This window comes from Aquimarina algiphila (assembly GCF_947494415.1).
GTDB lineage: Bacteria > Bacteroidota > Bacteroidia > Flavobacteriales > Flavobacteriaceae > Aquimarina > Aquimarina algiphila.
Genome location: NZ_CANLVC010000008.1, coordinates 577875 through 604459, shown reverse-complemented (window position 1 = coordinate 604459; position 26585 = coordinate 577875). Strand labels below are relative to the sequence as shown.

Sequence of the window (26585 nt, the reverse complement as noted above, 5' to 3'; positions counted from 1 at the left end):
AAATTTGATTCCGTCCTTTTTTGATTTTTTATTATGTTCTATTAGAAGATATAGTATCCAACAGATATCTGAAAAGCAGAGTTTTTAGCTTCTACATTATCAATAACATCCGTAAAACCGAAGTTATAACGTAGCTGACCAAAAAATGGTCCAAATTCTACTCCAGCACCTACAGCACCACTAAGGTCAAAACTTTCTGGATCACCAACTTCAAAATCGTCATTAACTACAAAACCAAATTGAGGTCCGGCTTCTACACTAAAAATTTTAGCAAATTTAAGTTTTACAAGGACAGGAAGGTTTAGATAATCAATATCTGTATCTTCTATTCCTTGCGCAGAATACAAAAGTTCAGGTTGCAGAGCAATAGTTTCTGCAAGACTAACTTGCAAAACGGCACCAATGTGGTATCCTGTTCTTCCATCCAAATTATCATTTACATCATCACCATTGAGCGTAGCAAAATTTACCCCACCCTTAAAACCGAATTTGATGTCTTGTGCATTTGAAGATACTGAAAAACTAATTACTGCAATTGCTAATAAAAAAAGCTTTTTCATAATTGTAAATTTAAGGTTTGTTTAAATCCAAAGATAGGAACTTAAACCTTAATTAAATGTTAAATGTAGCATGTTTGAGTTATTTTTAGCTGTTATTTTTGAATTTTATCGATATAATTTTGAAACAAAGATTGTTGTATATTCGCAGGAAATTCAAGATTATAATCCGCATTGCAACACGAATTCACTATACAAGTTTCTCCAGAGATTGCCGCAAATCCTAATCGGTTAAAGACTACAGTATCCAAAAAAAATAATATTCCTCTACAGGAAATTAAACATATACAAGTCTTAAAACGTTCTATAGATGCAAGACAAAGAGCAATTAAGGTTAATCTAAAACTAAAAGTTTTTGTACAAGAAGAATTTGTAGATTCAAGTATCGAACTACCAGAATATCCTTTTGTATCCAATGCTCCAGAAGTTGTAATTATTGGTGCAGGTCCAGCTGGTTTATTTGCTGCATTGAGATGTATAGAATTAGGATGTAAACCTATCGTTTTAGAACGAGGTAAAGATGTTAGAACACGCCGTAGAGACTTAAAAGCAATTAATAGAGACCATATTGTTGATGAAGATTCTAACTATTGTTTCGGCGAGGGAGGCGCAGGAACATATAGTGATGGGAAATTGTATACTAGATCTAAAAAAAGAGGTGATGTTAACCGTATTTTAGAACTTTTGGTTGCTTTTGGAGCCACAGACCAAATTCTTGTAGAAGCACATCCTCATATCGGAACAAATAAACTACCTGGTATTATAGCTGCAATACGTGAAAAGATAATAGAAAGAGGAGGAGAAATACATTTTGAAACTCGTGTTATTGATTTTGAAATTAAGAACTCAGAAATTAATGGGGTTACATTATTAGATGGTAGTATTATAGCTACTAATAAATTGATTTTGGCAACCGGACACTCTGCAAGAGATATTTTTGAACTATTATATCATAAACAAATAGAGATCGAAGCAAAACCCTTTGCATTGGGAGTACGTGTAGAGCATTCGCAGCAATTAATAGATCAAATCCAGTATAGATGTGAAGTGCGAAGTCCATATTTGCCTCCTTCACCATATAGTATTGTTAAGCAAGTTAGAGGCAGAGGCATGTATTCTTTTTGTATGTGTCCTGGAGGAGTTATTGCTCCTTGTGCAACCAGTCCGGGAGAAGTAGTCACCAATGGCTGGTCTCCTTCAAAAAGAGACCAACCTACGGCTAATAGTGGTATTGTTATAGAACTTAGAATGGAAGATTTTAAACCATTTTCTAATTATGGGCCATTATCTGGAATGTATTTTCAAAAAAGTATTGAACAGCAAGCATGGAAAGTAGGAGGGAGAACTCAACGAGTTCCTGCGCAAAGGTTAATAGATATGGTTGAAGGAAAGGTGTCATCAAACCTTCCTGTAACATCATATAAGCCTGGTTTAACATCTGTAGATATGAATGCTGTGTTTCCAGAATTTATTCATGATACTTTAAAGGATGGTTTTAAAGCTTTTGATAAAAGTATGCGAGGGTACCTTACTAATGAAGCTGTTGTACATGCTCCAGAATCACGTACTTCTTCTCCAGTTCGTATTCCAAGAGATTGGAAAACATTAGAGCACTTACAAATTAAAGGATTGTATCCTTGCGGCGAAGGAGCCGGATATGCAGGAGGTATAATTTCGGCAGCAATTGATGGAGAAAAATGTGCAGCAGCTTGTGTTGCAACAATAAAAGCATAATAAAATATGAAATGTAATTATGTGTCTATGAAGTCCAGATTATGGATTTACTGTATTTTGTTTTTAAGTATATTGGTTTTTTCATGCAAAGAAAATAACGATAGACAAGCTATTGAAAAAACTGAAGATACAGAAAATGCTATCGATTTTGGTGAAGAAGAAACTAATGAAAAACTGGTGGTCATTGCTAAACAAGGATTAGTAATAAGGGATGAACCTGGGTTGACTGGTCATAAAATAGGGAAATTTGAGTATTTAAGTGAAGTAGAGGTAATTGAAGTAACAGATCAAGTATTAGAGCTTAAAGACGAGAATACAGTTATAAAAGGAAATTGGGTAAAAGTAGTTTTTGAAGCATATAAAAGTGCATATGTTTTTGATGGTTTTCTTAAGACCAAAGATGAATTGAAAGCAAGTAATGCTAGTTATCAATTTAAAGTAGCTAATGTAAAAATGGCTACTAATTTATTATCTACAGTAAATTGCAAAGTAGCAGTCCAAAAGGCTATAGGAAAAGAAGTCTATTTTTTACCTGAAGAATCAGAAAAAAAAGAGCTTGTATATTCTGGAAATAATATTTTTTTAGAAACGGTACAATTAGCATATGATTCTCACAGGCCATTAGTACTTTCACCAGATATTATTTGGTTAGCTATTGCTCAAGGTTTCTCTTGTCATGTTAATGAGAATTTTAAAACATTAGAAGATAAAATTTTTGTGACTGATAAACCCGATAAAATAAAATGTAGAGAAGATTCTTTAAGCAAAGGAGCAAAACATTGGGGTAAATTGGTTTCATCATTATCTAATGAAACCAAAAAGTATACTCAGGAAAATTTGTATAAGACTATGGTGCCGAATTTTTCGACAACTACGTCTTTAGAAACTACTTCTTTTGAAGTAACATTGTTAGAAAGCTTTGAACAAGCATTTGAATATGTTGGTGAGACTGGCTGTGGGATTCCGTATATAACAATAGAAGGTATTCCTGAAGATTGGGGAAAAATATATGCAAATATAGATAACCTTAAAGGATATGGGCTGGATGATTGGATAGATCAATTAAAACCTGTTTTACAAGAATTTGAAAATGCGTCCAAAGGTGAGATCAATACGGTTTTTTGGAAAGATATATATAAAAATGCTAGTGAATATGGTGCTTTTTATATTTCGGGATGGATTGTTAAGTTTTTTCCCTATATAAAAACATTAGAAAGTGATGTTGCGGGTTCTTATGATCCAGAAACGGGTATGACTAAAGTAAAAGAAGTATACATAAAGAATCCTTTTTATAAGGATAATGATTATTTGATGTCTACATTATCTACAGACGATTTTCCTTCAGGATTTTCTCAGATTGATATACTGTGGAATGATTATTTCAATGATAAAACTATAGATATAGAAGTTTACGCAGGATTTTTGGGAATATCTCAATCTTCTGATATCTCATTAAAACCATATATAACGTATGCAATCTGTAAAAAAGATGCATCCATAATAGAGACAGAAATGGTATACAATTCGGGCGGTACTTCTCATGATTCTTATGAATATTGGATTCCTTATCCGGTTGAAAATAAATTAATAAAACAATTATCGGTATATGATATTAAGAAGCACAAAACAAATGATATCGCTATAGCATATATAAAGGAAAGTATACGATCAAAATTTGATGTTGATGGTGTCAAAATTGATTTTGTGGTTTTAACGAATGGAACAGTTACAGATATAAAAATTGAGAATAGTAAAGATGAACAACTATTGTCTGATATAAGGAAATATTTATATGATTTGCCTCAAAAATGGTTTCCAGCTTTAGCACCAATAGGTATAATCGATAATGATTGGGATCTTGAAACGGATACCAAAAAGTTAATGAAAGTGAATAGTAAAATTATTCTGGAATTTTAAATTTAATTTTTAGGCTCCTTTTTAATATAAAAAATGAAAAGAGCTAGTTAGGCTTTTGGATAGAAAATTCAAAAGTTGTTTGTATTTTTTCCTGAGAAGATACTTTTATCTCACCTCCAAGCTTTTTTACAAGCTTCTTAACTGTTGAAAGACCTATTCCATTACCTTTATTACCATTCCTGTCAGTATGGTTAGCTATAGTAAAAAGATCAAAAATCACCTCTAATTTATTATTTGGAATCCCCATTCCGTTATCGGTTATCTTGAAATGATAAAAAATATCATCCTCTTTAGTTTCGATAGATACAATAATTTGTTCTTTATCATTGTACTTAATACTATTTCCGATAAGATTAAAAAAGATTTGCTTTAGCGCAAGCTTGTTCGATTCTAAAATCGGATTTTCTTTTGGAAAATTAATAGTAAAATCTGGTTTAATACTAAGTAAACTAACAATTTCCTGGAGTAAATCGTTTAGAACAAATTTTTCGGGTTTATGATTGATGAGACTTTCACTTTCATAGTGCTCAAGAATATCACCTATATAATTGCTCATTGAAAACGATGAGATTTTAATATATTCAAAGTATTCTAAGCTTTCAGAATCCAGTTTGTCTCCAAGTTTAAGTTTTAGTAAATCTGTAGATGTAATAACATTAGCCAATGGCATTTTGAGATCATGAGATATTACTCTGGCAAATTCTCGTAAAGAATCATTACGTTTTTTTAGTTTGGACTGCATATACTCAAGATCTCTATTCTTTTTGTTTAGTTCAAAAAGCATGATTACCTGATTAGCAAGAGATTTAAGTGCTTCTATTTGTTTTTGAGAAAGCTTTTTGGGTTTACTGTCAATAACACATAACGTACCTAAAGCAAAACCATCTTTATCTACCAAGGGAATTCCTGCATAAAAGATTACAATTTTATCAACTTCGGTGAGAGGGTTATTACAGAAGCGAGGATCTTTACGAGCATCTTCAACAATTAATGGTTTATAGGGGTCCAGAATGGCATGCGCACAGAAAGACACAGCTCTTGGTGTTTCACAAATAGCTAAACCATATTTAGACTTAAACCATTGCCTATCTTTATCTACAAGAGAAATTAATGCTATTTCTGCATCACATAGAAATGAGGCAAGTGTAGTAATCTCGTCAAATTCTTTTTCGAATTCTGTATCAAGAATATTTAGTGAATGTAAAGCTTCAAGTCTGAGCTTTTCATTTGTTGGTTTTGCAGCTTCTGTCATCCTCGTCATAGAATTGATTTAGAACCATTCAATTCTTAATAAAATTAACAAAAATAACTTACATATTAAGAATTAATTAGCATTACGTACTTATTTTGTGTGATTACCGTAATACAGCTACATGATTTTATTATTTAAAAAAGTACTTTAATGAATTTGCTTAGAATGCTTAAGTTTATATAAAATATAACTCCCATACTAATCAATTAGTATAGGAGTTTACAATTACCTGATAGATATTAACAACAATTAATTTTCATATTTGGTTTGATCTTCTAAACTATTCATGAATGCAATAATATCTTTAATTTCTTCTTTTGAAAGATGCAATGGATCAGGAGGCAAAGTTTGGTATGTGGCATCGATTCCTATACCTGCACCACCTCCGCGATTATAAAAGTCAAGTACTTCTTCTAATGTTTGGTATACTCCATTATGCATATATGGGCCAGTTTTACTCACATTTCTTACTGTTGAAGTTTTAAAAAAATGCTTTCTCTGTTCTGTTTTATATACATCATATCTTCCTAAATCTTCGCTAATAGTAGCATTGATTGTATCATTTTCTTTAGGCACTCCAATTAATTCAATCTCTGATTCTCTGTAGTTTGGAGGTACAGTACCATTAAAAACGGGAGCAAAGTGACATGTAGCACATTTAGCTTTTCCATTAAAAAGATTAAAACCATTAATCTCACTTTTGGTAAGGGTATTTTCTATTCCATTTATGTTTTGATCAAATTTAGAATTAAAAGGGGCCAGACTTCTTATATAACTCGCAATAGCATTTCTTATCTGAGCATTATTAACTTTTTGATTCTTAAAAACAGTATTAAATTCTTTGAGGTAACTACTATCTTGAGCAACTACTTTTCCCAAAGTTTCTAAGTCTGTATGAAATTCATTTTCATTTTCTACCACTGCGATGATTTGTCCTTCAAGGCTACCAGCTCTTTTATCATAAAAAAATGCCTGTTGTAAACCAGAATAAAGAAGAGTAGGTGTATTACGGGTAACACCTGCACCTATTTTTAGACCATCGGTAAAAGCTTTATCAGGATGATGACAAGTGGCACAACTTATTTTTTTATCAGAAGATAAATTAGTGTCATAAAATAGCTTTTTACCAAGAGCTATTTTTTCTGGAGTTGTTTTTCCCGAGTTTCTATCCGCAAAATAGGTGTTATTGTAAGTGTTTGCAGAGAAAAGAGAAGTTGCATCATTTTTTATTGCCAGCTCAAAAGGAAAACTAACGTTCCAGTCGGCTACTATTTTATTCCAAAGTTCTAATTGTTTATGCGTATGATTTTTTATAAAATCATAACGATTAAATGTATTGAAATCACCTTTTAAATCGCTAATTGATGCATCTATTTCTGTATTCCAATGATCAAATAATTTTTTATTCTTAAACTCCTTTTCAAAAATAACTAAGTATGTTTTTAGACTTTGATATACAGTTTTGGATTCCTCTAAAGAATTCTCTAGAACTGGTGAGTCAAATCCAGTGATCCCTGTGAGAGATATTTGAATTATTGATTTCCTTAACAACCATAAGAAATGATATGTTTTTATGTGGTTAAAACTTATGTTTTTCTTTATTAATTTTAGTCGATTTGAAACCAAGTCCAAGTGCTTGTTTATTACAGTAGTATCTATTTGTTCTGTAAAGATTTCTTCTTCTAAAACCTGATATCCACTTGGGTTTTTAATTTTGATATCGGTATAATCTTCCTCTTCGATTTTTAGAATATTAGGTTGATTTAAAAAACCATAATTTTCAATATCTAAAGAAGCTAAAATTGGCTCGGTTTTTTTAAAATATTTTCGTGATTTCAAAAAGTTTTTTTTAAGATCACCAGTATTCGTTCGGGCACTATCCAGAGCATTAATAGCCATTGTTACATCATCAATGAATTGTTCTTTCATTTGATTGTTATATGGTATTTTTTCTGGTGTTTTTACTTGTTCAGAACAAGAAGTAACGCTAATTATCGATATGATAAAGAGGCTTATCATAAAATAAGCCTCTTTATTAAGGTTTAATGAAAATTGAGTCATATATTATCTTTCTAATCCTTTGATTACATATAGCATACTTCCTTCTTTTCGGCTATTTGCAACATCTGGATTTGCAGTTGGATCAGTAAATGGTACTCCATCAGCTCTTTCCCATCCATGATTTTGAGTAATCATAAGAAATGTATCATCGACATCGATAACATCAGAAATATCGATCATACCAGTGATTTCCCATATTCTATCTACACTACCATATCCGGAACCTGCAGCTTTAACTTGGTCACATTCTAATACTACTTTTAGTTCTCCTGTATTTAGATTGTATTGATATAATCTGGCATAGTGATTTGCAGCTGGTTTGAACCCTTGAATTCCGTTTGGATCTTCTTGTATATATGCGTAATTTTCTGTTACTGTAATATTATCAGGGCTGTGGAAAGCTTCAGCTGTACCACCTACTTTATCACCATCTAATACACAAGTTATTTTACCAGCTCCATATGGATTTCTACTATTTAATTCAACTTTATAAACTCTTCCAGAACGAGTTCCTTTTCCAATTAATCCAGGCTTATCTCTACCAGTCACAGCAAGATATACTTCTCGATTATTACTACTAAGTCCTCTTCTCCAGTCTATATCTTCTAATCTAGAGAATCCCATAACACCTTTTTCTTTGGCTTCAGCATCCAATAAGTCGATATCTTTTTCTTTTAATTCTACAAACTCCATATCATATGCAACACCTTCTTCCATATCCATTTCATAAGTAACATCTGGAGAAGTAACTTTTAGTCCGTATAATTTTCCTCCTTCTAAGTCTCCTTGTCTACCTACATACATTCCTAGTTGTCCAGAAGGAACTTCATTATTACTATTGTCATCTCCTATAAAAACTACTGTTTTTCCTGGATATGCACGTCTGCTAAGCGCTACGGCATTTTCTGTTGACCATTGTCCTAATGCTGGTAACATTCTTGGAGCAGAAGCTTCTGATGCATCTTTATATGGGTCAGTAGCAAAAACTCCTTTTGAGTTTCCTCCCCATTCACCTCCAGATAGGTATAAAGGACCAAAACCATGTACAGATGGAGTGATTAATGAGCCAGAACATTGCGCTGTATTAGCAGTTGCTAATGCATTAAGAATATGTTCTCCTTTGATTGGTTTGAATGTTTCATCTAGAGTAATTCTAGCCACAGAATAATCAGCCTCTATATTATTGATTAAGGTGAAAGTTCCATTTTTATTGCGAAGTAATCCAGCACCATCGGCCATAGATCCATACGTAAAATCCGGAATGTATGTATCTTCAGAAGATAATAGGTTATAAATTTCTATATCTGAAAATTCTGGAGTTTTTTCTACAAGAATAGGAGAAACAGAATGATTTTTTAGTTCAATTTTTCCTGTTGGAGGTTTAACTGGGCCGCTAAAATCATCATCGTCACAAGAAATAAGAACAGAAGCTAATATTAGATAAGCGAGAATAAAATAGTTTTTCATGATTGTGTGTGTTTTTTTGTTCACACAAATTTAACTCAGGCTCTATCTGAATTACTTTACGAAGATGTTTTATGTTTATTAAAGAAATATCACTAGAATGTTTACAACGTAAAATTAACATTACTCTTTAGAATGAATCTAAACTTAGAATTTTTCGAATACACCAAGACCAAATAATGCGTAATCATACTTAACTGGGTCCATAGGGTCTAATGTCCTAAGTTTTGTATCCAATTGTAACAATGCTTTTCCATCATTTTGTTTGCGTTTTAATAACCCCAGTTTTCGAGCTACATTTCCAGAATGTACATCCAATGGGCATGATAATTGAGAAGAAGAGAGCTTGTTCCATATTCCTAAATCAACACCAGCTTTAGCATCGCGTATCATCCACCGCAGAAACATATTAATGCGCTTAGCGGCAGAATTTTTATGAGGATCACTAATATGCTTTTCGGTTCTAGATTGATGGGGAAGACTAAAGAATTCTTTTTTAAATTCATGAATAGCATTTTGGAGTGTGTTTTCTGAAGCAAATTGCTTAAAAAAGCTCTCCATATCATCAAATTTAGTATATAAATAATGTAAAGCTGTAATAAAATAGGAGAGGTCTATATGATTAAAGGTGCGATGTACAAAACCTTCTAAGCTTTGCAGGTCATTTTCTGTATGACTCATAATAAAATCATGAGGACTATTCCCTAAGAGGTTCATTAACCGATGAGCATTATTTAAAATACTTTTGCGATTTCCCCAGGAAATAGTGGCTGTTAAAAAGCCCGATATTTCAATATCCTTTTTTTCTGTAAAGAGATGGGGTATCTGTACAGGATCGGTTTCTATAAATTTTGGTTGTTCATAGAAAGTAGCTTTCTCATCAAGAAATTCTTTAAGCTCGGTTTTATTTAACTTTTTCACCTGGATTATCCAACAATTTTACCATCCACCATGACCAGTTTTCTATCTGCCATATCAGCTAGTTCCTGGTTATGGGTTACAATTACAAAAGTTTGACCAAATTCGTCTCTAAGTTTAAAAAATAATTTATGTAGATTTTCTGCTGCTTCACTATCTAAGTTTCCAGAAGGTTCGTCTGCAAATATAACTTTTGGATTATTAATTAGTGCTCTCGCAACGGCTACACGTTGTTGTTCACCACCAGATAGTTCGCTGGGTTTGTGGTTGTAACGATCAGAAAGACCAAGAAAGTCTAAAAGCTCTTTTGCTCGTTTCTCTACTTCTGCCTTTGGAGTTTTCTTTATAAAAGCGGGGATACATACATTTTCCAGAGCAGTAAATTCTGGTAATAATTGATGAAACTGAAAGATAAATCCCAGCTGTTCATTTCTAAACTTTGAAAGTTGTTTCTGGGATAATGAATTAATATTTGATTCATTAATTAGTAAGTTACTTTTTTGTACTTCACTAACTCGATCTAATGTGCCCAAAATTTGTAATAATGTCGTTTTTCCTGCGCCAGAAGCACCAACAATTGATACAATCTCTCCCTGTTTGATATGAAGATCTACCCCTTTAAGTACATGAAGATCTCCATAATTTTTATGAATATTATTTGCCTTAATCATCTATTTTTTCGACTTGATGGAGTGAAAGTAATCAATATCCATAGAATCCCCAAGATTATCCTTTAGAAGAACGTTTTAAATTATTCACATCAAGAAAATATACTACTCTTAAAGATAATGTATGTTGTATAGGTTGGCTAAAAAGATTATCCAAACTTTGCGTATAATTTAGAGTAGATAATTCATCATCATTAAATATTTGATTGCGATAGAGTAGTGTAGCTTCACTACCGGGAGCAAAACGCCAATTAAAACTCAGGTCCAGGTTCCAGATATTAAAATTTGTATTAGGGTTGTTTTCTGATATGTCATAATTAGTGCGTGATCTTGAGCCATTTTCATTAAGAATAAAAAATACATTATCAGAATAGTCAGCTGTACTCCAAAAATTTCTAAAACGTAAATTGATTGCTTTAAAAGGATCAAAATTATAACTAGCACTAAGAGAGTTTTCTAAGGATATAATATCCCGTTGTCCCAGAAATACATCAACATCGTTATCATCAATATACCCAAAGTTCTTAGGTCTGTTAAAGTATTCTGATCTCCAGATTAACAATAATTTATCTGAAAAACGGTATCTGGGAGAAATTTCTACTCTATAAATTTTTTGTGAATCTCCAAACCATTGTCTTGTACCTGCACTAATATCGTAAGCAAATTTTTTCCTGAAGTCAGACGAAACAAATATTCTTCCACCGGCACTAGGGCTGAATGTCACAAATCTTCCATCTACTCTAGGTTCAAAATAATCTTGATTTTTAGAATTATAAGATCCTCTGGCTCCAAAAGCAAAGCGTTCTCTAGTTACAAAAAAGGAGTTGAGCCCTATGGAGTTTTGGGTTTGTACACTAGGATCATATAAACGTTGATGTCTTGCAAAAACATTGATACGATACCTGTTAAAAATACCTTGAGGTTCAAAAATCTCATATGACGCATTAACTCTAAAATTATTAAAATTATTTCTAAAGTTTACCCCCAAGTCATTAACGTCATAGGTTTTATTCGCAAGATCATGGCCGAATCCATATCTAAACCTTCCTTTGATGCGATCAAAGTCAAGTTCTGAAGAAAAACCACCAATGTTTTCATCTGCCAGGTTTACCTGGCTTACGATCGTTCTTCCGGTTAAGCGATATGAATTTACTTTATTGGCAAGGTTCCATGCTAAACCTGTTACATTAGCATCTCTAAATTTACTTCCATTACGGGTAACATTTGTATTGATTAATGAAATAGAAGAATTGTTATTAAACTGTTGATCCAAAACAAATATATTGTAGTTTGCCAAAGGTTCCACCACTTCATTACGGACAGAACCGGTAATTGTATCTGTAATTCGTACTTCTGTTTTTTCTGTTATTGCATTAAAAAAACCAATACCCAAATTACCATTAGTTCTTCCTGAAATTTTTAAAGCATTCAGTAAATTTATTTTTGAAGGAGCATCTTCTGCAACTTCATTTTCATTGAGATCATCATCTGATATAGATGATGAAGGACCTCCTCCAACTCTTCTGGAAAAGAAAATATCCCCTTTGTTGAACAGTTCTGTGCCTTCTGTAAAGAATTGTCTATTTTCTCCAAAAGTCTGTTCAAACGGCCCTAGATTAAGTCGGACTTCATCAAAAGAAGCTTGTCCAAAATCAGGAATTAATGTGGCATCCAAAGTAAAACTATCACTCAATCCATATTTTACATCCATTCCGGCGCTAAAATCAGTTTCAGTCTCTCCATCAAAATGAGAAACCAAACCTTGGACAAAAGGAAAAAAAGTAAGTCTAACAGGAGGATCTATATTCTCAACACCTTTTACCAGGCCATTGTATTGCGTTTGTTGTCCAACTTTATTATCAATAAAGTTCCAGGTATGTGTTTGGTTACGGCCTTGTAGTCTTCGATAAAAATTTATACTCCAATCTTGTGCATCAACTTCAGGAAATCGTAATGCGTTATATGGAATTTTGAATTCTGCGTACCAGCCTTTTTCATCAAATGAAACTTTAGCTTCAAAAACTACATTATAACTAAAATCTTCATCAAATTGATCAGCTCTTGCATCTCCAATAGTTCCCGCACTGGTAATAAAAAATCGGGTTTCATTTATACCATCATTATACGTATTTATACCAATGCTAAAAAAATCGGCCTGAACAAATACATTATCTCGCTGACTAAATTGTTTTAACATTCTATTTACTTGATCATCATGTAAATATGCGGCAAAATAAACGGCTTTATTATCATAAGCCATTTTTACTTCAGATTGCAAGTTTTGAGGTATTTCTCCTTCATTTCCAGGTCTCCACATATGAAACCCTCCATTAGCCGGAATTGTTTTCCAAACATCATCATCTAGAATACCATCAATTTTAGGAGGATTACTAATTCTTTGGGCATTAATTTCTTTTCTTTCCTGTGCAAAAGAATGTAAAATAAAAAACAATAAAACTAATACACAAGTATTGGAGCGTAGTTGTAAATTCATGAAATCGTAATAAAAACCTTACTTTTTTGAGTTATGTGCAAAACTAACTTTGTATTAGGAGACGGCATACTAACGAAAAGTTAAAAAGAATAAAAAATGTTTAATATAGACGTATTTTTGTTAAACAAAAAAATGTTTTTAACATTACTATGGGAGAAAATACTACACAAATTGCGGTTTTAGCAGGAGGATGTTTTTGGTGTACAGAAGCTGTTTTTCAACGTTTAGAAGGAGTTAATCAAGTCATCTCTGGATATACAGGAGGAACCATTAAAAACCCGGCATATAGAGAGATTACAACAGGAAGAACTGGCCATGCAGAGGCTATTAAAGTTGAATATAATCCAGAACATATAAGCTATAAAGAACTATTAGAAATCTTTTTTGCTACTCATGACCCGACGACACTAAATCGTCAAGGAGCTGATAAAGGAACACAATATCGAAGTGCTATTTTTTATGTTGATAAGGATCAGGAAGAAATTGCGACAAAGGTAATTGAAGAGTTAAATAAGGAGCGTATTTTTGATAATCCGATAGTAACAGAAGTTACCGAATTAGGACCATTTTATAATGCAGAAGAATATCATAGAAATTATTACAATCAAAACAGTAGTCAGGGATATTGTCAATTTGTAATTGATCCAAAACTTAACAAATTATATACTACCTTTAAAAACAAATTGAAAAAAGAAATAGAGAATTAAGTACTATGCCATATAAGAATTTTGAAGAATACAATATAAAAGTAACTGAAGAAGTAAAACAAAAATTTGAATCAATTATAGAAGACCTTGGAGAAGATGTAAATAGAGAAGGTATTGTTAAAACTCCAGAAAGAGCTGCTAAAGCTATGCAATTTCTTACCCAAGGATACCATCAAGACCCGGCAGAAATATTAAAAGGAGCAATGTTTAAAGAAGGTTATGATGATATGGTTATTGTAAAAGATATTGAGCTGTATTCATTATGTGAGCATCATATGTTGCCATTTTTTGGGAAAGCACATATCGCTTATATTCCTGATGGTCAAATTGTTGGTTTAAGTAAATTGCCAAGAATTGTTGATGTTTTTGCCAGAAGATTACAAGTACAGGAAAGATTAACACATGATATTCTTGAATGTATTAATGATACTCTTAAACCAAAAGGTGTAGCAGTGGTAATCGAAGCTTCTCATATGTGTATGATGATGAGAGGTGTACAAAAACAAAATTCTGTGACTACGACTTCAGGTTTTAGAGGGCAATTTGAAAAAATCGAAACCCGAACAGAGTTTTTAAGATTAATAACTGCCGATTTAGGATAATTATTTTTTGGAATACTCTTTGCTTTATTTATTGTATATTAAACTTAAAACAATTAAATGTATGGCAAAAGATAAGTACAAAAAATTAGGACTTAGTTTACTTTTTGACGGACTAGGAATGGTTAGCTATATAATTCCTGGAATTGGAGAATTTGCTGATGTATTATGGGCGCCCTTGGCGGGATGGCTTATGACAAGAATGTATAAAGGTAATATGGGTAAAGCAGCAGGGGTGTTTACTTTTGTAGAAGAAGCGCTACCTGGATTAGATGTTATACCATCTTTTACAATAATGTGGGTATATAGTTACGTAATTAAGAAAGAAAAAGTGAATAAAATTATCGATTTAGATATTTCTTAATCCTTGAAAAAACGAGCAAACCCCATTCTGCTTAACATTTTTTTCTCAAAATTCCAGAAAAATTTAAATTGGCCAAATATCCACCCTACTATAAGAAGCAGTACCTGATATATCGGAAAGACGAGTAGGATTCTAATAGGCCAATATATCCAACCATTGGTAGTTTCTTTGGATAAACTCAAAAATGAGAGTATAGGATCTGAGACTCTTGCAGCTGTTGAACCGGTAATAGCAAAAACCATAAAAATTGCAATAAGTTCCCATCTATAGTTGACACTCCATCTGGTTTCAAGAACACCAAAAAGTTTTAAAGTAATAAAAAGGAGTAGAGATGATAATAAAATTGTAATTGCAGAGAGCAAACCAAAGTAAATACTATCGGTTTTGGAGATATCTATCGACCCCAGGATATATTTAGCAATGAGATATCCTGAGAATATCAAGCTAAGTAATCCTAGCATTGGAAATATTAGTTGCCAACTAGATTTTATTTCCCATCGTTCTTTAAACTTTTGCATGGGGCAAAAATACAATTAAAGCTAAACTAAACAATATATTTTCTATAGTAAACTGATAAATTTTAGGTTAGGTAATTTAAAATCTATTACCTCTAGAAACAATAAATCTTTGTCGATAACGCTGTTCAAAAAATAAGAAGTAATTATAAAGAAGATAATTTACTTCGTATCCATAATGAATGTTAGGTTCATAATTAATTTGTTGAAAATATAAGTTTGCATTAAATCGTTGAGGTTGTAGTACTCGTTGATTAAACTCGTTAACATATATACGATTTCTGGATTCTAAAAAGTTTTCTCCATAAAACCCCCTGGGCCTTTGAGTGACAAGCCATGCATTAAATCCGGGTTCTATAATTATGATTTCATACTCTAAGCTATCATTTGCAATTCTTATGGTATCAGAACCTGTATCTGCAGAAGCTACATCCATGGTTTTGGTATCAGTAGAAGCACAGCCAATAATCAAAAAGGCTACTATGATGGTGTAAATAAGGCTTTTCATTATTCCAATTTATTTGAAATTACAAAAAAGCCGAAGAATTACCTTCGGCTTTAACCATTATTTAAGGATTGTATTATTTGCCAAAAAGCCCTCCAAGAAGTCCTCCAAGGCCACCTTTGTTCTTTCCTCCACTGCTTAATAGCATACCGGCAACATCATCAAGGATACTACCATCTCCATCAGCATCAAGAAAAGATTCAATCAAAGATTGCTCTTTTGAACCTTTTGCAGCACCTGACATATTTCCTAATAAGCTTGTTAAACCATTAGCATCACTAACATTATTCTGTGATGCTTGTTTTCCTAATACTCCCATAAGAATTGGAGCAGCTACTTTTAGAATCTGTCCAACAGAACCAGCGTCTATTCCAGATTTTTGACTTAGAGCGTTTTCAACAGCAGGTTGTTTCCCACCAAGTACGTGACCTAAAATTCCGGCACCATCATTGGTTACACTTTGATCAACACCACCTTCGAACAAACCTCCTAAGTTATCTAGGATACCACCAGAATGATTTCCAGAAAGCGCATTTAATAAACCAGAAGCACCTTCTGGGGTAGAAGCATTACGTTGCATTGCTCCCATTAGCACGGGCATGGCCATACTCAATAGTCCACTAGTTTTATCAGATGATTGTCCCGTTTGTGAACTTACACCATCAATAATTTGTTTGCCCATAGGGCTATTTAAGAGTTCTAAAATTCCAGACATAGTTGTTATAGTTTTTGTGAATCTAAATTTACATCTTTTATTAGTAGAATTTTATAAAGCCAATCATTTTATTTTGGTCAAAAATAGATGAAAGACCATTTTGCAGGATGAAATACAAAAAAAGGTCATTTCAGTTTCTGAAATGACCTTTTAGCGTTAACACTTATATAATTATAATTAATTCAAGATTTTAATAATTTGTTCAGCTAATTCCTGTCCAATACGATCTTGTGCTTCTCCTGTAGCCGCTCCAATATGTGGTGTTAATGATATTTTATTGTTCATTAATACTTTTATTGCAGGGCTAGGTTCGTTTTCGAATACATCAAGACCAGCAAAACCTAATTTACCGTTCTCCAAAGCATCTACTAATGCTACTTCATCGATTACTCCTCCACGAGCGGCATTAATAATACCTGCACCATCTTTCATTTGCTCGATTTCTGGTTTTCCGATAACATATTCTTTTTGTGCTGGAACATGTAAGGTAAAGAAATCAGCTTGTTTTAAAACTTCTTCTTTAGAAACAGTTTTAATTTTGAAGGTTAAAGATTGCCCGTCAAAGAAATCTACAGGAATTTCTATTTCTTCAATAAATGGATCGTATGCTATTACATTCATTCCAACTCCTATAGCTATTTTGGCAGTTGCTTGTCCAATTCGTCCTATACCTATAACTCCAAGGGTTTTCCCTCTTAGTTCGATACCACTTCCGTATGCTTTTTTAAGATTTTTGAATTTGCTGTCACCTTCTAAAGGCATATTACGGTTAGAATCGTGTAAAAAACGAACACTACCATATAAATGAGCAAATACTAATTCTGCAACAGATCCAGAAGATGCTGCTGGAGTATTAATTACATGTAATCCTTTTTCACGGGCATAGGCAACATCTATATTGTCCATACCAACACCTCCACGGCCAATAATCTTAAGAGAAGGGCAGTTATCAATGATATCAGTTCTTACTTTGGTCGCACTACGAACAAGTAATACCGAAACTTGATTTTGATTAATATAATCTACTAATTGATCTTGAGCTACTGTCGTAGTCAAGACTTCAAATCCTTCTTTTTCCAAGGCATCAATTCCGCTTTGTGATACTCCGTCGTTTGCTAATACTTTCATTATTTCTAAATCTTGTTTTTTTTATTTTAAATCTCCCGGGTGTTATGCTTTTCGTTCTAAATCTCCCATTACATCAACAAGAGCGGCAACGCTTTCCATAGTCATTGCATTATACATGCTGGCTCTATATCCTCCAACACTTCTATGTCCATTCACTCCATTAATTCCAGCTTCTTTCCACATCGCATCAAATGTTTCTTTAAGATCTTCATTAACGAGTGTAAATGTAGCATTCATATTTGAACGATCTTCTTTTGCAGCAAATCCGTTAAATAATGGATTTAAGTCTATTTCAGAATAAATAAGTTTTGCTTTTTTCTCATTTAACTCTTCTATAGCGGCTATACCACCTAGTTTTTTAAGCCATCTAAGTGTAAGCATTGAAACATATACTGCAAAAACAGGAGGAGTATTAAACATACTCGCTTTGCTAATATGAACTTGATAATCTAACATAGAAGGAATTTGTCTTTCTATTTTACCAAGAATATCTTCTTTTACAACGACAAGAGTTGTTCCTGCAGGTCCCATATTCTTTTGCGCTCCCGCATAAATAAGACTAAACTGTGAAAAGTCTAATTGTCTAGAGAATATATCGCTACTCATATCACAAATAAGTGGAGCGTTTGATACAGGGAAATCTTTAATTTGAGTTCCAAAAATTGTATTGTTACTGGTACAGTGTATGTAATCTAAATTCTCGGGTATTTCAAATCCTTTTGGAATGTAATTGAAGTTTTTATCCTTAGAAGATGCAATTTCTATTACTTCTCCAAAAAGTTTGGCTTCTTTAACTGCTTTGTCACTCCAGCTACCAGTATTCATATATCCGGCATTGGATTGTAATAAGTTATACGCTACCATAAGGAATTGGGTACTTGCTCCTCCTTGAAGGAATAGTGCTTTGTATCCTTTACCTTCCAGACCTAGTAATTCTAAAGCCAGACTACGAGCTTCTTCCATTACGTCAACAAAATCTTTACTACGATGTGAAATTTCGATAATGGAAAGGCCTGAATTATTATAATCTAGAATAGCTTGAGAAGCTTCTTTAAATACTTCTTGTGGTAAAATACAGGGTCCAGCGCTAAAATTATGCTTTTTCATGTGCTAATGTTTATTGTTTTTAATGGCCACATGGAATCTTCTTTAACGATCAAAAACACCTTTTACAAAATTTGATAATAGTTGTTCTAATCGCTTCGGTTTCATCAGTAGTTTTTAATGTTGATAAATAGTATTATTTAATAGTGTTTTGACTCCTATAAAATAGGGTTGAAAAAACACCACAAAGGTGCTAATAATCTAATACAAATTCATTGTCAAAATGATAAATTATTTAATTAATTTTTGTCAAAAATTCAATAATGTCAATACTATCGGCATAATCTGAAAGCTTTGGGTGTTGAGTTTTTCCGAAATCAACAGTGTCATAAGGTAAATTAGAACCTACAATACACTGTATTTTTTCTTTATCGAGCTCTAGTTTTTGTGATAGGGATTCATTTGATTCATAAGTTTCATAGAATAATGTTGCAATAGGAGAACCATAACTTTCATCTTCTTTAATCATCAAAAAACCATTTTCTAATAATGTATAGTTACTCATCAGGTAAACTGCTTTATTATAATCATAATTATTAGCATATTTTGCCCCTTTGATAATATCTTGATATGGGTATATCGCTCTAAAAAAAACATCAAAATCATAGCCTTTAGGTACCATTAATTTAGACACGCTTCTGCATCCTAAACCAAAATATCTAAATATATCCTCTCCGAGAGCTTCAAGTTGCTGAGTCGTCTCATTTCCTGTTAGTACTGCAATAGAATTTCGATTTTTACGTATGATATTAGGGACATTACCAAAATAATGTTCAAAATACCTCGAAGTATTGTTACTACCTGTAGCAATAACGGCATCAAAATTTTTAAACTTTTCATTTGTAAAAGAAATGTAGGTCTCAAAATTTGGCTCTATGGCAATAAGATATGAAGATAAAAGAGGTAATAATTGATTATCATTAGAAGATTGTTTTACCAAGACCCGATGTCCCGAAATAAGAACAGAAAGGAAATCATGAAACCCGACCAATGGAATATTACCAGCCATAATAATTCCTATAGTTTTTGAATTAATTTCGTCTAATTCATAGTGAGAAACCCAGTCCAATAAATTCTCTTCTGTTAAGAGATTACTCCATTGCTGTATAGAAAAAAGAACATTTTCTTCTGTAAACCATCCATTATGGTGGACTGCATTGGTAATCTTGTGGGTCATTTCATCAAAAAAATCATTGGTATGAATAACAGAGTTAACTTTCTCGTAACCAGTAGATTTGAATTGACTAAGAAACTTTCCTAATTGAGAAAAAGCTTTGATACGATCATTTAATAACATTTCTTATTTGTTTATCACTAGTTTAGGAGTTATTTTTGTCTTGCAAATTTAGAATAAAAAAGAGCTATGGCAATTATAATAACGGATGAATGTATAAACTGTGGTGCTTGTGAGCCAGAATGCCCAAATACTGCAATTTATGAAGGAGCTGATGATTGGAGATATTCTGATGGTACAGATTTAGAAGGTGATGTGGTTCTTCCTGGAGGAAAAGCGGTAAATGCTGATGAGGCACAAGAACCTGTTAGTGATGAATTATATTATATAGTACCTGATAAATGTACTGAGTGTAAAGGTTTTCATGAAGAACCACAATGTGCAGCTGTATGTCCTGTGGATTGCTGTGTACCAGATGAAGATATAGTAGAAACTGAAGAATTTTTATTGCAGAAACAAAGTTTCATGCATAAATAATGTATTGTTTTTTGGAAAAAATTAATAAAAACCTGTCTATTGGCAGGTTTTTTTATGGTCATTTTTCAAATTTTAGTACTTTCGCCATTAAATACAACCTCAAATCAAAACATGAAATTATGAAAAAAATAGTTTTCTTTATCTTATTTGCAACAATCTCTATTACTTCTTATGGACAATATAGATGGGAGGTTTCTGCTGGAGCAACCTTTTCTAAATTAAACCTTGATCAAGGTGAAACCTCTGGAGGCACTGGTTTTTTTGTTAATGCAGGATATGGATATGTGATGGGAGTGAGAGCTAGAACCAGTATTGTTTTTTCTTTAGACCTTTTACAACGTACTAGTGAAATAGAAGGAGTTGGTGATGCAGAGACATTACAAGTAGGATTTAATCCAAAATTTAGATATCTAACCGGAGAAGGTAAAGATAGATTTCGAGGATTCATTAATGTAGGTCCTTCATTTAGAGTAAATACAAAATTTGAAGTTGGTGGTGTTGAACTGGAGGATGATGCTTATGAGAAATTAATTATTGGCGGAGTATACGGAGCTGGTTTTTCTCAAATGGTTGGTGAAATGTTTGATATCATAGCAGAAGTTGGTGTGATGAATGATTTTGTGGATAATATTACTGATACAGATAGTAAGTTTTTTGATATTTACGCAAGAGTGGGAGTTCGATTTAGAATCTATGATGCAAGACGTTAATATTAATATATTAGAATAAACTTTATAATCCTGCTTCGGCAGGATTTTTTATAGGTACATATCTATTTAATTTTTTGTAAATTAGTTACTTACAAAAAAGATAATTGGATGTCAAATTGGGGATATATAATAATTATAACTCTTGCAGTATACTTTGTCGCAAGTGTAGCCCTGTATTATTTACAAGAGTATTTCATTTTTAAACCAGAAAAACTAGATAAGGATTTTCAATTTCATTACAATAATCAAGTTGTAGAGGAGTATAATATAGAAACAAGAGATGGAGCAATAATAAATGGACTTCATTTTAAAGTAGACAATCCAAAAGGAATTGTTTTATATCTAAAAGGAAATTCTAAAAGTATAAAAGGGTGGGGGAAGTTTGCAGTGGATTTCACTAGACATAGATATGATGTTTTTATGCTAGACTATAGAGGTTTTGGTAAAAGCACTGGTAGACGTTCACTAAAAGCTATTAAACGAGATCTGCAATTTGTGTATAATAAGATGAAAGAAAAAGTAGATGAGAAATACATTATTTTATATGGTAGATCGATGGGGTCTGGGTTTGCTGCAAAATTAGCATCTATAAATAATCCTAAAATGTTAATTCTAGATGCTCCATATTATAGTTTGAGTAAAGTAGCCGCAAAGTTTATTCCTTTTATGCCTGTCTCACTGATTATGCGCTATCCTATACCAACCTATAAATGGCTTAAATATGTAAATTGTCCTATTCATATTATACATGGAACCCAAGATAAATTGATTCCGTTTAAATCCAGTATTAAATTATCTAAAATCAAACCTAAACTTACCCGTTTATATACTGTAATAGGGGGAGGTCATAAAAACCTTAATAATTTTGAATCTTATCACAAGATGCTTGGAGAAATTATTAATTCTAAAATGAGACGTTTAAATCTTTCTGAGACTAGTATAGGGGTTGTGCATTCTTCAAAGAAACTAAATGCAGAAGCTTAGAAATATATTCCTATATGGTGTTTGCTTTTATGGTGTTGTTCTTTTACTGCTTTATTGTTTTCAGGAGAAAATTCTTTTTCAACCAGAAGAGCTTTCTAATAACTATACATTTCAATTCGAAGACCCTTTTAATGAGTTTTTTATTAAAACTAATGATAGTAATCAGCTTAATGCAATTCATTTTACTACAGAAAACCCTAAAGGAGTTATTTTGTATTTCCACGGAAATAAAGGAAGCCTGAAACGTTGGGGTAACATTGCGTCTTTTTTTGTGAAAAAAAAATATGATGTAGTAGTTATGGATTACAGAGAATATGGAAAAAGTACGGGTAAGATTAGTGAGCAGGTATTGTATAAGGATGCTCAATTGTTTTATGATTATGTAAAAAACATATATCCTGAAAATCAAATTGTAGTATATGGTAGATCACTAGGTACAGGAATTGCAGCAAAAGTGGCCTCAGAAAACAATCCAAATCATTTGGTACTAGAAACCCCTTATTACAATATTAAAGATGTTGCAGAACATTGGTTTCCTTATTTTCCTGTTAGTTTTATATTAAAGTACAATTTACCATCAGATGTTTTTGTTAAGAAAGTAAGTTGTGATATAACCGTATATCATGGGACAGAGGATAAGGTTGTTCCTTACCAATCAGGAGAACGCCTCTTTAAAAGTATCCCTATTTCTAATAAAAGAATGATAACGATTATAGGAGGTGAACATAATAATCTAATAGAATTTAATACGTACCGTAGTACAATAAATGAAATTCTAAAAAATGACTAATACTAATTAATCATTTTTTTAGAAATCATATTAAATGTAAAGAAGAAAATTAGGTTTAATTCTTTAGTGTGCCATTAAAGCATCTCGGTAATCTTTTAAATCTGATATATTCATCTTGTTATTAAGACTTTTAGTCAAAGAAATAAGGTATTTAAGACTTTCTACTGGGTCTTTAACCGTATCGTTATCAGAGGATGTGGTTTCTTCATCAATTGGTTCATCATCAGGGATAGGTATAAGAAACGAATCATTCTCTTCTATATGCTCATAAGTATATCTAAGCACTTTTACTACAAGAGGCACTTGTTCTTCTAGAGCATATGTTCTTAATTCTTTAAGATCATCAATTAATGTGTCTGAATTGATACCTGTTTTTCCAAGGTCTTCAATAATTTTATCGACTAACTTGTTTGCTTTTTTATTTTCCAAAAGGGTAAAATTATAAAGATGATTAACTATTAATGATTGCAAATTTAAATTTTTCCTCACTTATGAGAAATCAATTCTGAGTATTTATTTAATTTAACACTGTTTTTTTTATTTAAGATATTTTAACAATTGACTCGTTTTTTGTGTAAAATACTGTTTTTCAGATATTTAAAAGCTATTACTTCAATCAATACTACTATTCCGGCTAAAGTTTGAGGTAAAACCGTAACCGTATATGCTCCAAACCTCTTTATCTTTGAAAAGTATTCCAATTACAATTTTTCCCTTACTTTTTTTGTTTTCCCCAACACTTACCTCCTTATCCTAAGGAGGTAAGTTCTTCTTATACCATTACGTAATGAGAATAAGAATCTAATTTTTTATTTGAAATTAAATCAAAAACTGCTTGAGACACAATGAAATTTAACCTTAAGCAATTATTGACAGCTTACTTTTTGGGTTCTAATAAAATGATATTGTAATCAGAATTGATTCTAACAGAATCTTTAGAAACATTTACTTCGATACCAGAATATTGATCAATTAAAGACATTCCTTCTGGAAAAATAGAATCAATTTTTATTGTTTTTTCTCCCTTAGGAAGATCTAAAGCTACCACAACTTTGTCAGAAATGTTGTTTTTATTGTATGTTCTAGAAAAAACATAAGGTGATTTTGAGATCATTTTGTGTTTTCCGCCTCCAATAGCAGGGTGGTTTTTTCTGAATACTCCTAATTTTTGCCAGTGAATCAACAAAGATTTGGTATTACTATTAGAGATTGAATCCCAGTTCATATTAGATCTAAGGGTAGCATCGCCTTTGGTCCCTTCAATAATAAGAGGTCTTGCTATTTCATCTCCATAATATATCTGCGATATACCAGGCGTTAATAAAAGCTTGGTGGCAGATTCGTATGTTTTAGTGCGGTCCTTATCAAAAGGTTGTGAATCATCATGAGAACTAATATAGTTCATCACACTTTTTCCGATTAAATTTGTATTAAGGATGGTACTGTATTTGCTAAATAATTGTTCATAATCCTTCTGAGCAGCATCATATTTAAATTGAAAATTGATCAGATTATCAAATCCATTAGCAAAATAATCTACTTTTCTATCTCCAAAATCATAATATCGTTTTCCATCAACTCCGTAACCATATAGCTCGCCAATAATATAAAATTCATTCTCGTCAAGTATTTTATCAGGGTTTTTAGATTTCCATTCTGCAAACGCTAGTTTTGCTTGTTCTGCTAGTACGCTCCATGCACCTTCTTCTACATGCTTAACTGTGTCAACACGATATCCATCTATTCCTAGTTCTCTAACATAATCTGTTAACCATTTAATGATATAATTCTTAGGAGATCTTTTTAAGCCAGTTTTAGTGAAGAAAACATCAATTTCTGCAAGTTCTATTTCTAATGTTCCTTCTTTTTTCCATTTGTTTAATAGTATGGCGGGTAATCCTACATTTTCATCACTTTCTGTTTTAACATCCGGAAGATTTTCTACCAATGTACAAGCAACTGTACTTTTATAATCTTTAAAAGCGCATTTTGGAGAAGTACGTACCCAATTATCTGGCCATACAGGGTCTTTATCTGTAACAGGGCCAGTGTGATTCAATACGACATCCATGAGTATTCGTATTCCGTTCTTATGGGCAATTTCAACTAATTTTTTTAAATCTTTATACGTACCAAAATTTGGATCAATCTTAGTCCAGTCTTTTGTCCAATACCCATGAAATGCATATGTGTTTCCGGTTCCTTCATCCACGCTTTCATGTACTTGTTCTACCACAGGGTTAAACCAAATAGCATTAATTCCCAGTTTCTTAAAATATCCATCTTCTATCTTTTGAATAACCCCTCTGATGTCTCCTCCTTCAAAACCTCGTAGTTTTCCTGTTTCTTTTGTTCTTTCTAAAGATTCATCATTATTAGGATTTCCATTGTTAAACCTATCGGTAAGTAAAAAATAAACATTAGATCCTTCCCAAATGAATGGTAATGTTTTTGAAGTATTTGGTTTTTTAATACTATCATTTGAGGTAGTTGGTGTAGTGTTTTTCTCTTTTTTTGAATCATTATTACATCCAGCGGTTACAAATAAAAATAGAAAAGCGATAATTATTATATGTCTCATAAGTATGTGGTGGTTTAAAGTGCTAATCTATAAAAAGTCTCATAAAAATATGGGGAAGAAGAATTGCGAAATTAATAAAAATGGAATCAAAACAATTTGGTGTTATTATGATAAACGAACTATGAATGTGAAGAATTGATGTGAATTATTTTTATTTTTTTAGGAAAATACTGTTCCTTTGGGATCTAAATGATCAAGAATGACCAAAATTAAAGCCTGGATCTCGGCTGCACGTCTGCGAACATTACCCTTATCAGTATCTGGAATAATTGTAGGTTCTGCCTTGGGATATCAAAGTTTTATAGGGACAGGTATTTTTTGGCTTGCTATAGCTACTACTTTAGGGTTACAAATACTTTCTAATTTTGCTAATGATTATGGAGATGGAGTAAAAGGAACGGATAATGAGGATAGGGTTGGCCCGCAAAGAGCTTTACAAAGTGGAGCAATTTCTAAAAAAGAAATGTTTAGAGGGATCATAATTACTGCTTTAATAACTTTAGGAGTATCTATTGCTTTGATTTATGTCTCCTTTGGAGCAGCCAATTTTTTGTATTCAATATTCTTTTTTCTTTTAGGATTAGCTTCTATCGTCGCAGCTATAAAATATACCATGGGTAGTTCTGCTTATGGATATAAAGGACTAGGAGATATTTTTGTATTTATATTTTTTGGATTGGTAAGTGTGGTAGGTTGTTATTTTTTATTTACTAAGAATCTTAATTTTTTAGTTTTTCTTCCTGCAATAACTATTGGATTATTAAGTGCAACGGTATTAAACCTTAACAATATGAGAGATCATAATAGTGATAAAAAAGCAGGGAAAAATACACTTGTTGTAAAATTAGGGATCAATCGTGCAAAGAAATATCACCTTTCATTACTAATACTTGCTATGCTATCCATGTTGCTTTATCTTTTACTCACCTATGATCATTGGGTAAATTTATTGTTTCTTTTATCATTTATTCCTTTATTGATACATATCAAAAAAGTGATCAATACTAAAAATACAGAACTATTGGATCCAGAACTTAAAAAAGTAGCTTTAACAACATTTTTGCTTTCTATTTTGTTCAGTCTCGGTCAGATTTTATAGTTTTCGTA

General features: G+C 32.2%; 25 protein-coding genes. 10 read left to right on the top strand and 15 right to left on the bottom strand.

What is annotated here, in order from left to right:
• Positions 1-41 precede the first annotated feature (41 nt).
• Positions 42-560 (bottom strand): porin family protein, encoded by a 519-nt coding sequence (locus tag PQF96_RS20370; protein ID WP_109434883.1) that lies wholly within the window; start codon positions 558-560, stop codon positions 42-44.
• A 171-nt stretch (positions 561-731) separates the two neighbouring features.
• Here PQF96_RS20370 and PQF96_RS20365 point away from each other — a divergent pair, with 171 nt between their 5' ends.
• Both PQF96_RS20365 and PQF96_RS20360 read left to right on the top strand, forming a co-directional pair.
• Positions 732-2291 carry an NAD(P)/FAD-dependent oxidoreductase gene (locus PQF96_RS20365; RefSeq protein WP_271768017.1) on the top strand — a complete coding sequence of 520 codons (1560 nt, stop codon included), beginning with the start codon at positions 732-734 and terminating at the stop codon, positions 2289-2291.
• Positions 2292-2297: 6 nt separating this feature from the next.
• Positions 2298-4208, top strand: a complete 1911-nt coding sequence (locus PQF96_RS20360) for a DUF4419 domain-containing protein (protein WP_271768016.1) — start codon at positions 2298-2300, stop codon at positions 4206-4208.
• Positions 4209-4251: 43 nt separating this feature from the next.
• Here the strand turns inward: PQF96_RS20360 and PQF96_RS20355 are convergent, their stop codons facing one another.
• The 6 genes from PQF96_RS20355 to PQF96_RS20330 form a co-directional block, all read right to left on the bottom strand.
• On the bottom strand, positions 4252-5469 hold the full coding sequence (locus tag PQF96_RS20355; protein ID WP_333925883.1) for a sensor histidine kinase: 1218 nt from the start codon (positions 5467-5469) through the stop codon (positions 4252-4254).
• 240 nt (positions 5470-5709) lie between these two features.
• On the bottom strand, positions 5710-7521 hold the full coding sequence (locus PQF96_RS20350; RefSeq protein ID WP_271768015.1) for a cytochrome-c peroxidase: 1812 nt from the start codon (positions 7519-7521) through the stop codon (positions 5710-5712).
• A 3-nt stretch (positions 7522-7524) separates the two neighbouring features.
• Complete coding sequence (locus PQF96_RS20345) at positions 7525-8988, bottom strand: alkaline phosphatase PhoX (RefSeq protein WP_143918696.1); 1464 nt, start codon at positions 8986-8988, stop codon at positions 7525-7527.
• A gap of 144 nt (positions 8989-9132) precedes the next feature.
• Entirely contained in the window at positions 9133-9906 is a 774-nt protein-coding gene (locus PQF96_RS20340; RefSeq protein ID WP_143918695.1) for a TIGR02757 family protein, read from the bottom strand.
• A 5-nt stretch (positions 9907-9911) separates the two neighbouring features.
• Positions 9912-10574, bottom strand: coding sequence for an ABC transporter ATP-binding protein (locus tag PQF96_RS20335; RefSeq protein WP_109434890.1), 663 nt, complete (start codon positions 10572-10574; stop codon positions 9912-9914).
• A 55-nt stretch (positions 10575-10629) separates the two neighbouring features.
• Positions 10630-13065, bottom strand: a complete 2436-nt coding sequence (locus PQF96_RS20330; protein WP_271768014.1) for a DUF5916 domain-containing protein — start codon at positions 13063-13065, stop codon at positions 10630-10632.
• Positions 13066-13214: 149 nt separating this feature from the next.
• On the opposite strand from PQF96_RS20330, the gene msrA reads away from it, so the two are divergent.
• The 3 genes from msrA (at position 13215) to PQF96_RS20315 (ending at position 14735) form a co-directional block, all read left to right on the top strand.
• A complete protein-coding gene (gene msrA / locus PQF96_RS20325; protein ID WP_271768013.1) occupies positions 13215-13772 on the top strand; it encodes a peptide-methionine (S)-S-oxide reductase MsrA in 558 nt (185 codons plus the stop codon).
• Between the two features lie 5 nt (positions 13773-13777).
• On the top strand, positions 13778-14374 hold the full coding sequence (gene folE, locus PQF96_RS20320; RefSeq protein WP_109434893.1) for a GTP cyclohydrolase I FolE: 597 nt from the start codon (positions 13778-13780) through the stop codon (positions 14372-14374).
• 61 nt (positions 14375-14435) lie between these two features.
• Positions 14436-14735: a hypothetical protein gene (locus PQF96_RS20315; RefSeq protein WP_109434894.1), complete on the top strand. Its 300-nt coding sequence runs from the start codon at positions 14436-14438 to the stop codon at positions 14733-14735.
• On the opposite strand, the gene PQF96_RS20310 is transcribed toward PQF96_RS20315, so the two are convergent.
• The 6 genes from PQF96_RS20310 to PQF96_RS20285 all read right to left on the bottom strand — a co-directional run bounded on the left by PQF96_RS20310 (position 14732) and on the right by PQF96_RS20285 (position 19999).
• Entirely contained in the window at positions 14732-15253 is a 522-nt protein-coding gene (locus PQF96_RS20310; RefSeq protein ID WP_271768012.1) for a DUF6787 family protein, read from the bottom strand. The two genes, PQF96_RS20315 and PQF96_RS20310, sit on opposite strands and share 4 nt — an antisense overlap.
• 76 nt (positions 15254-15329) lie before the next feature.
• Positions 15330-15758 (bottom strand): DUF6146 family protein, encoded by a 429-nt coding sequence (locus tag PQF96_RS20305; RefSeq protein WP_109434896.1) that lies wholly within the window; start codon positions 15756-15758, stop codon positions 15330-15332.
• Positions 15759-15831: 73 nt separating this feature from the next.
• Positions 15832-16470 (bottom strand): DUF937 domain-containing protein, encoded by a 639-nt coding sequence (locus PQF96_RS20300; protein WP_271768011.1) that lies wholly within the window; start codon positions 16468-16470, stop codon positions 15832-15834.
• 177 nt (positions 16471-16647) lie between these two features.
• Positions 16648-17598 carry a D-2-hydroxyacid dehydrogenase gene (locus tag PQF96_RS20295; RefSeq protein ID WP_271768010.1) on the bottom strand — a complete coding sequence of 317 codons (951 nt, stop codon included), beginning with the start codon at positions 17596-17598 and terminating at the stop codon, positions 16648-16650.
• Between the two features lie 42 nt (positions 17599-17640).
• A complete protein-coding gene (serC, locus tag PQF96_RS20290) occupies positions 17641-18705 on the bottom strand; it encodes a 3-phosphoserine/phosphohydroxythreonine transaminase (RefSeq protein ID WP_109434899.1) in 1065 nt (354 codons plus the stop codon).
• A 232-nt stretch (positions 18706-18937) separates the two neighbouring features.
• Positions 18938-19999, bottom strand: a complete 1062-nt coding sequence (locus PQF96_RS20285; RefSeq protein ID WP_109434900.1) for an acyl-CoA reductase — start codon at positions 19997-19999, stop codon at positions 18938-18940.
• A gap of 66 nt (positions 20000-20065) precedes the next feature.
• On the opposite strand from PQF96_RS20285, the gene PQF96_RS20280 reads away from it, so the two are divergent.
• From PQF96_RS20280 to PQF96_RS20265, 4 genes are all read left to right on the top strand, one after another.
• Positions 20066-20413, top strand: a complete 348-nt coding sequence (locus tag PQF96_RS20280) for a 4Fe-4S dicluster domain-containing protein (RefSeq protein WP_109434901.1) — start codon at positions 20066-20068, stop codon at positions 20411-20413.
• Between the two features lie 119 nt (positions 20414-20532).
• The gene (locus PQF96_RS20275; RefSeq protein WP_143917363.1) at positions 20533-21123 is read left to right on the top strand and encodes an outer membrane beta-barrel protein; all 591 of its coding nucleotides are present in this window, start codon (positions 20533-20535) and stop codon (positions 21121-21123) included.
• A 108-nt stretch (positions 21124-21231) separates the two neighbouring features.
• Positions 21232-22107, top strand: coding sequence for an alpha/beta hydrolase (locus PQF96_RS20270; RefSeq protein ID WP_271768009.1), 876 nt, complete (start codon positions 21232-21234; stop codon positions 22105-22107).
• On the top strand, positions 22094-22897 hold the full coding sequence (locus PQF96_RS20265) for an alpha/beta hydrolase (protein ID WP_271768008.1): 804 nt from the start codon (positions 22094-22096) through the stop codon (positions 22895-22897). The genes PQF96_RS20270 and PQF96_RS20265 overlap by 14 nt, the downstream gene beginning before the upstream one ends.
• 63 nt (positions 22898-22960) lie before the next feature.
• Here PQF96_RS20265 and PQF96_RS20260 read toward each other — a convergent pair whose 3' ends face one another.
• Positions 22961-23326, bottom strand: a complete 366-nt coding sequence (locus tag PQF96_RS20260; RefSeq protein WP_109434905.1) for a hypothetical protein — start codon at positions 23324-23326, stop codon at positions 22961-22963.
• A gap of 448 nt (positions 23327-23774) precedes the next feature.
• Positions 23775-25478, bottom strand: a complete 1704-nt coding sequence (locus tag PQF96_RS20255; protein WP_271768007.1) for an alpha-amylase family glycosyl hydrolase — start codon at positions 25476-25478, stop codon at positions 23775-23777.
• Between the two features lie 199 nt (positions 25479-25677).
• On the opposite strand from PQF96_RS20255, the gene menA reads away from it, so the two are divergent.
• Positions 25678-26577 carry a 1,4-dihydroxy-2-naphthoate octaprenyltransferase gene (gene menA, locus PQF96_RS20250; protein ID WP_271768006.1) on the top strand — a complete coding sequence of 300 codons (900 nt, stop codon included), beginning with the start codon at positions 25678-25680 and terminating at the stop codon, positions 26575-26577.
• Positions 26578-26585 lie beyond the last annotated feature (8 nt).

What these genes read in the sequence shown, in the direction of transcription:
- serC (WP_109434899.1), bottom strand. Translation starts at nt 18,705, where the DNA reads ATGAAAAAGCATAATTTTAGCGCTGGACCCTGTATTTTACCACAAGAA.
- PQF96_RS20300 (WP_271768011.1), bottom strand. Translation starts at nt 16,470, where the DNA reads ATGTCTGGAATTTTAGAACTCTTAAATAGCCCTATGGGCAAACAAATT.
- PQF96_RS20275 (WP_143917363.1), top strand. Translation starts at nt 20,533, where the DNA reads ATGAAAAAAATAGTTTTCTTTATCTTATTTGCAACAATCTCTATTACT.
- PQF96_RS20255 (WP_271768007.1), bottom strand. Translation starts at nt 25,478, where the DNA reads ATGAGACATATAATAATTATCGCTTTTCTATTTTTATTTGTAACCGCT.
- menA (WP_271768006.1), top strand. Translation starts at nt 25,678, where the DNA reads ATGACCAAAATTAAAGCCTGGATCTCGGCTGCACGTCTGCGAACATTA.
- msrA (WP_271768013.1), top strand. Translation starts at nt 13,215, where the DNA reads ATGGGAGAAAATACTACACAAATTGCGGTTTTAGCAGGAGGATGTTTT.
- PQF96_RS20280 (WP_109434901.1), top strand. Translation starts at nt 20,066, where the DNA reads ATGGCAATTATAATAACGGATGAATGTATAAACTGTGGTGCTTGTGAG.
- PQF96_RS20360 (WP_271768016.1), top strand. Translation starts at nt 2,298, where the DNA reads ATGAAATGTAATTATGTGTCTATGAAGTCCAGATTATGGATTTACTGT.
- PQF96_RS20330 (WP_271768014.1), bottom strand. Translation starts at nt 13,065, where the DNA reads ATGAATTTACAACTACGCTCCAATACTTGTGTATTAGTTTTATTGTTT.
- PQF96_RS20310 (WP_271768012.1), bottom strand. Translation starts at nt 15,253, where the DNA reads ATGCAAAAGTTTAAAGAACGATGGGAAATAAAATCTAGTTGGCAACTA.
- PQF96_RS20335 (WP_109434890.1), bottom strand. Translation starts at nt 10,574, where the DNA reads ATGATTAAGGCAAATAATATTCATAAAAATTATGGAGATCTTCATGTA.
- PQF96_RS20370 (WP_109434883.1), bottom strand. Translation starts at nt 560, where the DNA reads ATGAAAAAGCTTTTTTTATTAGCAATTGCAGTAATTAGTTTTTCAGTA.
- PQF96_RS20305 (WP_109434896.1), bottom strand. Translation starts at nt 15,758, where the DNA reads ATGAAAAGCCTTATTTACACCATCATAGTAGCCTTTTTGATTATTGGC.
- PQF96_RS20285 (WP_109434900.1), bottom strand. Translation starts at nt 19,999, where the DNA reads ATGTTATTAAATGATCGTATCAAAGCTTTTTCTCAATTAGGAAAGTTT.
- PQF96_RS20345 (WP_143918696.1), bottom strand. Translation starts at nt 8,988, where the DNA reads ATGAAAAACTATTTTATTCTCGCTTATCTAATATTAGCTTCTGTTCTT.
- PQF96_RS20265 (WP_271768008.1), top strand. Translation starts at nt 22,094, where the DNA reads ATGCAGAAGCTTAGAAATATATTCCTATATGGTGTTTGCTTTTATGGT.
- PQF96_RS20355 (WP_333925883.1), bottom strand. Translation starts at nt 5,469, where the DNA reads ATGACGAGGATGACAGAAGCTGCAAAACCAACAAATGAAAAGCTCAGA.
- PQF96_RS20315 (WP_109434894.1), top strand. Translation starts at nt 14,436, where the DNA reads ATGGCAAAAGATAAGTACAAAAAATTAGGACTTAGTTTACTTTTTGAC.
- PQF96_RS20295 (WP_271768010.1), bottom strand. Translation starts at nt 17,598, where the DNA reads ATGAAAGTATTAGCAAACGACGGAGTATCACAAAGCGGAATTGATGCC.
- folE (WP_109434893.1), top strand. Translation starts at nt 13,778, where the DNA reads ATGCCATATAAGAATTTTGAAGAATACAATATAAAAGTAACTGAAGAA.
- PQF96_RS20350 (WP_271768015.1), bottom strand. Translation starts at nt 7,521, where the DNA reads ATGACTCAATTTTCATTAAACCTTAATAAAGAGGCTTATTTTATGATA.
- PQF96_RS20270 (WP_271768009.1), top strand. Translation starts at nt 21,232, where the DNA reads ATGTCAAATTGGGGATATATAATAATTATAACTCTTGCAGTATACTTT.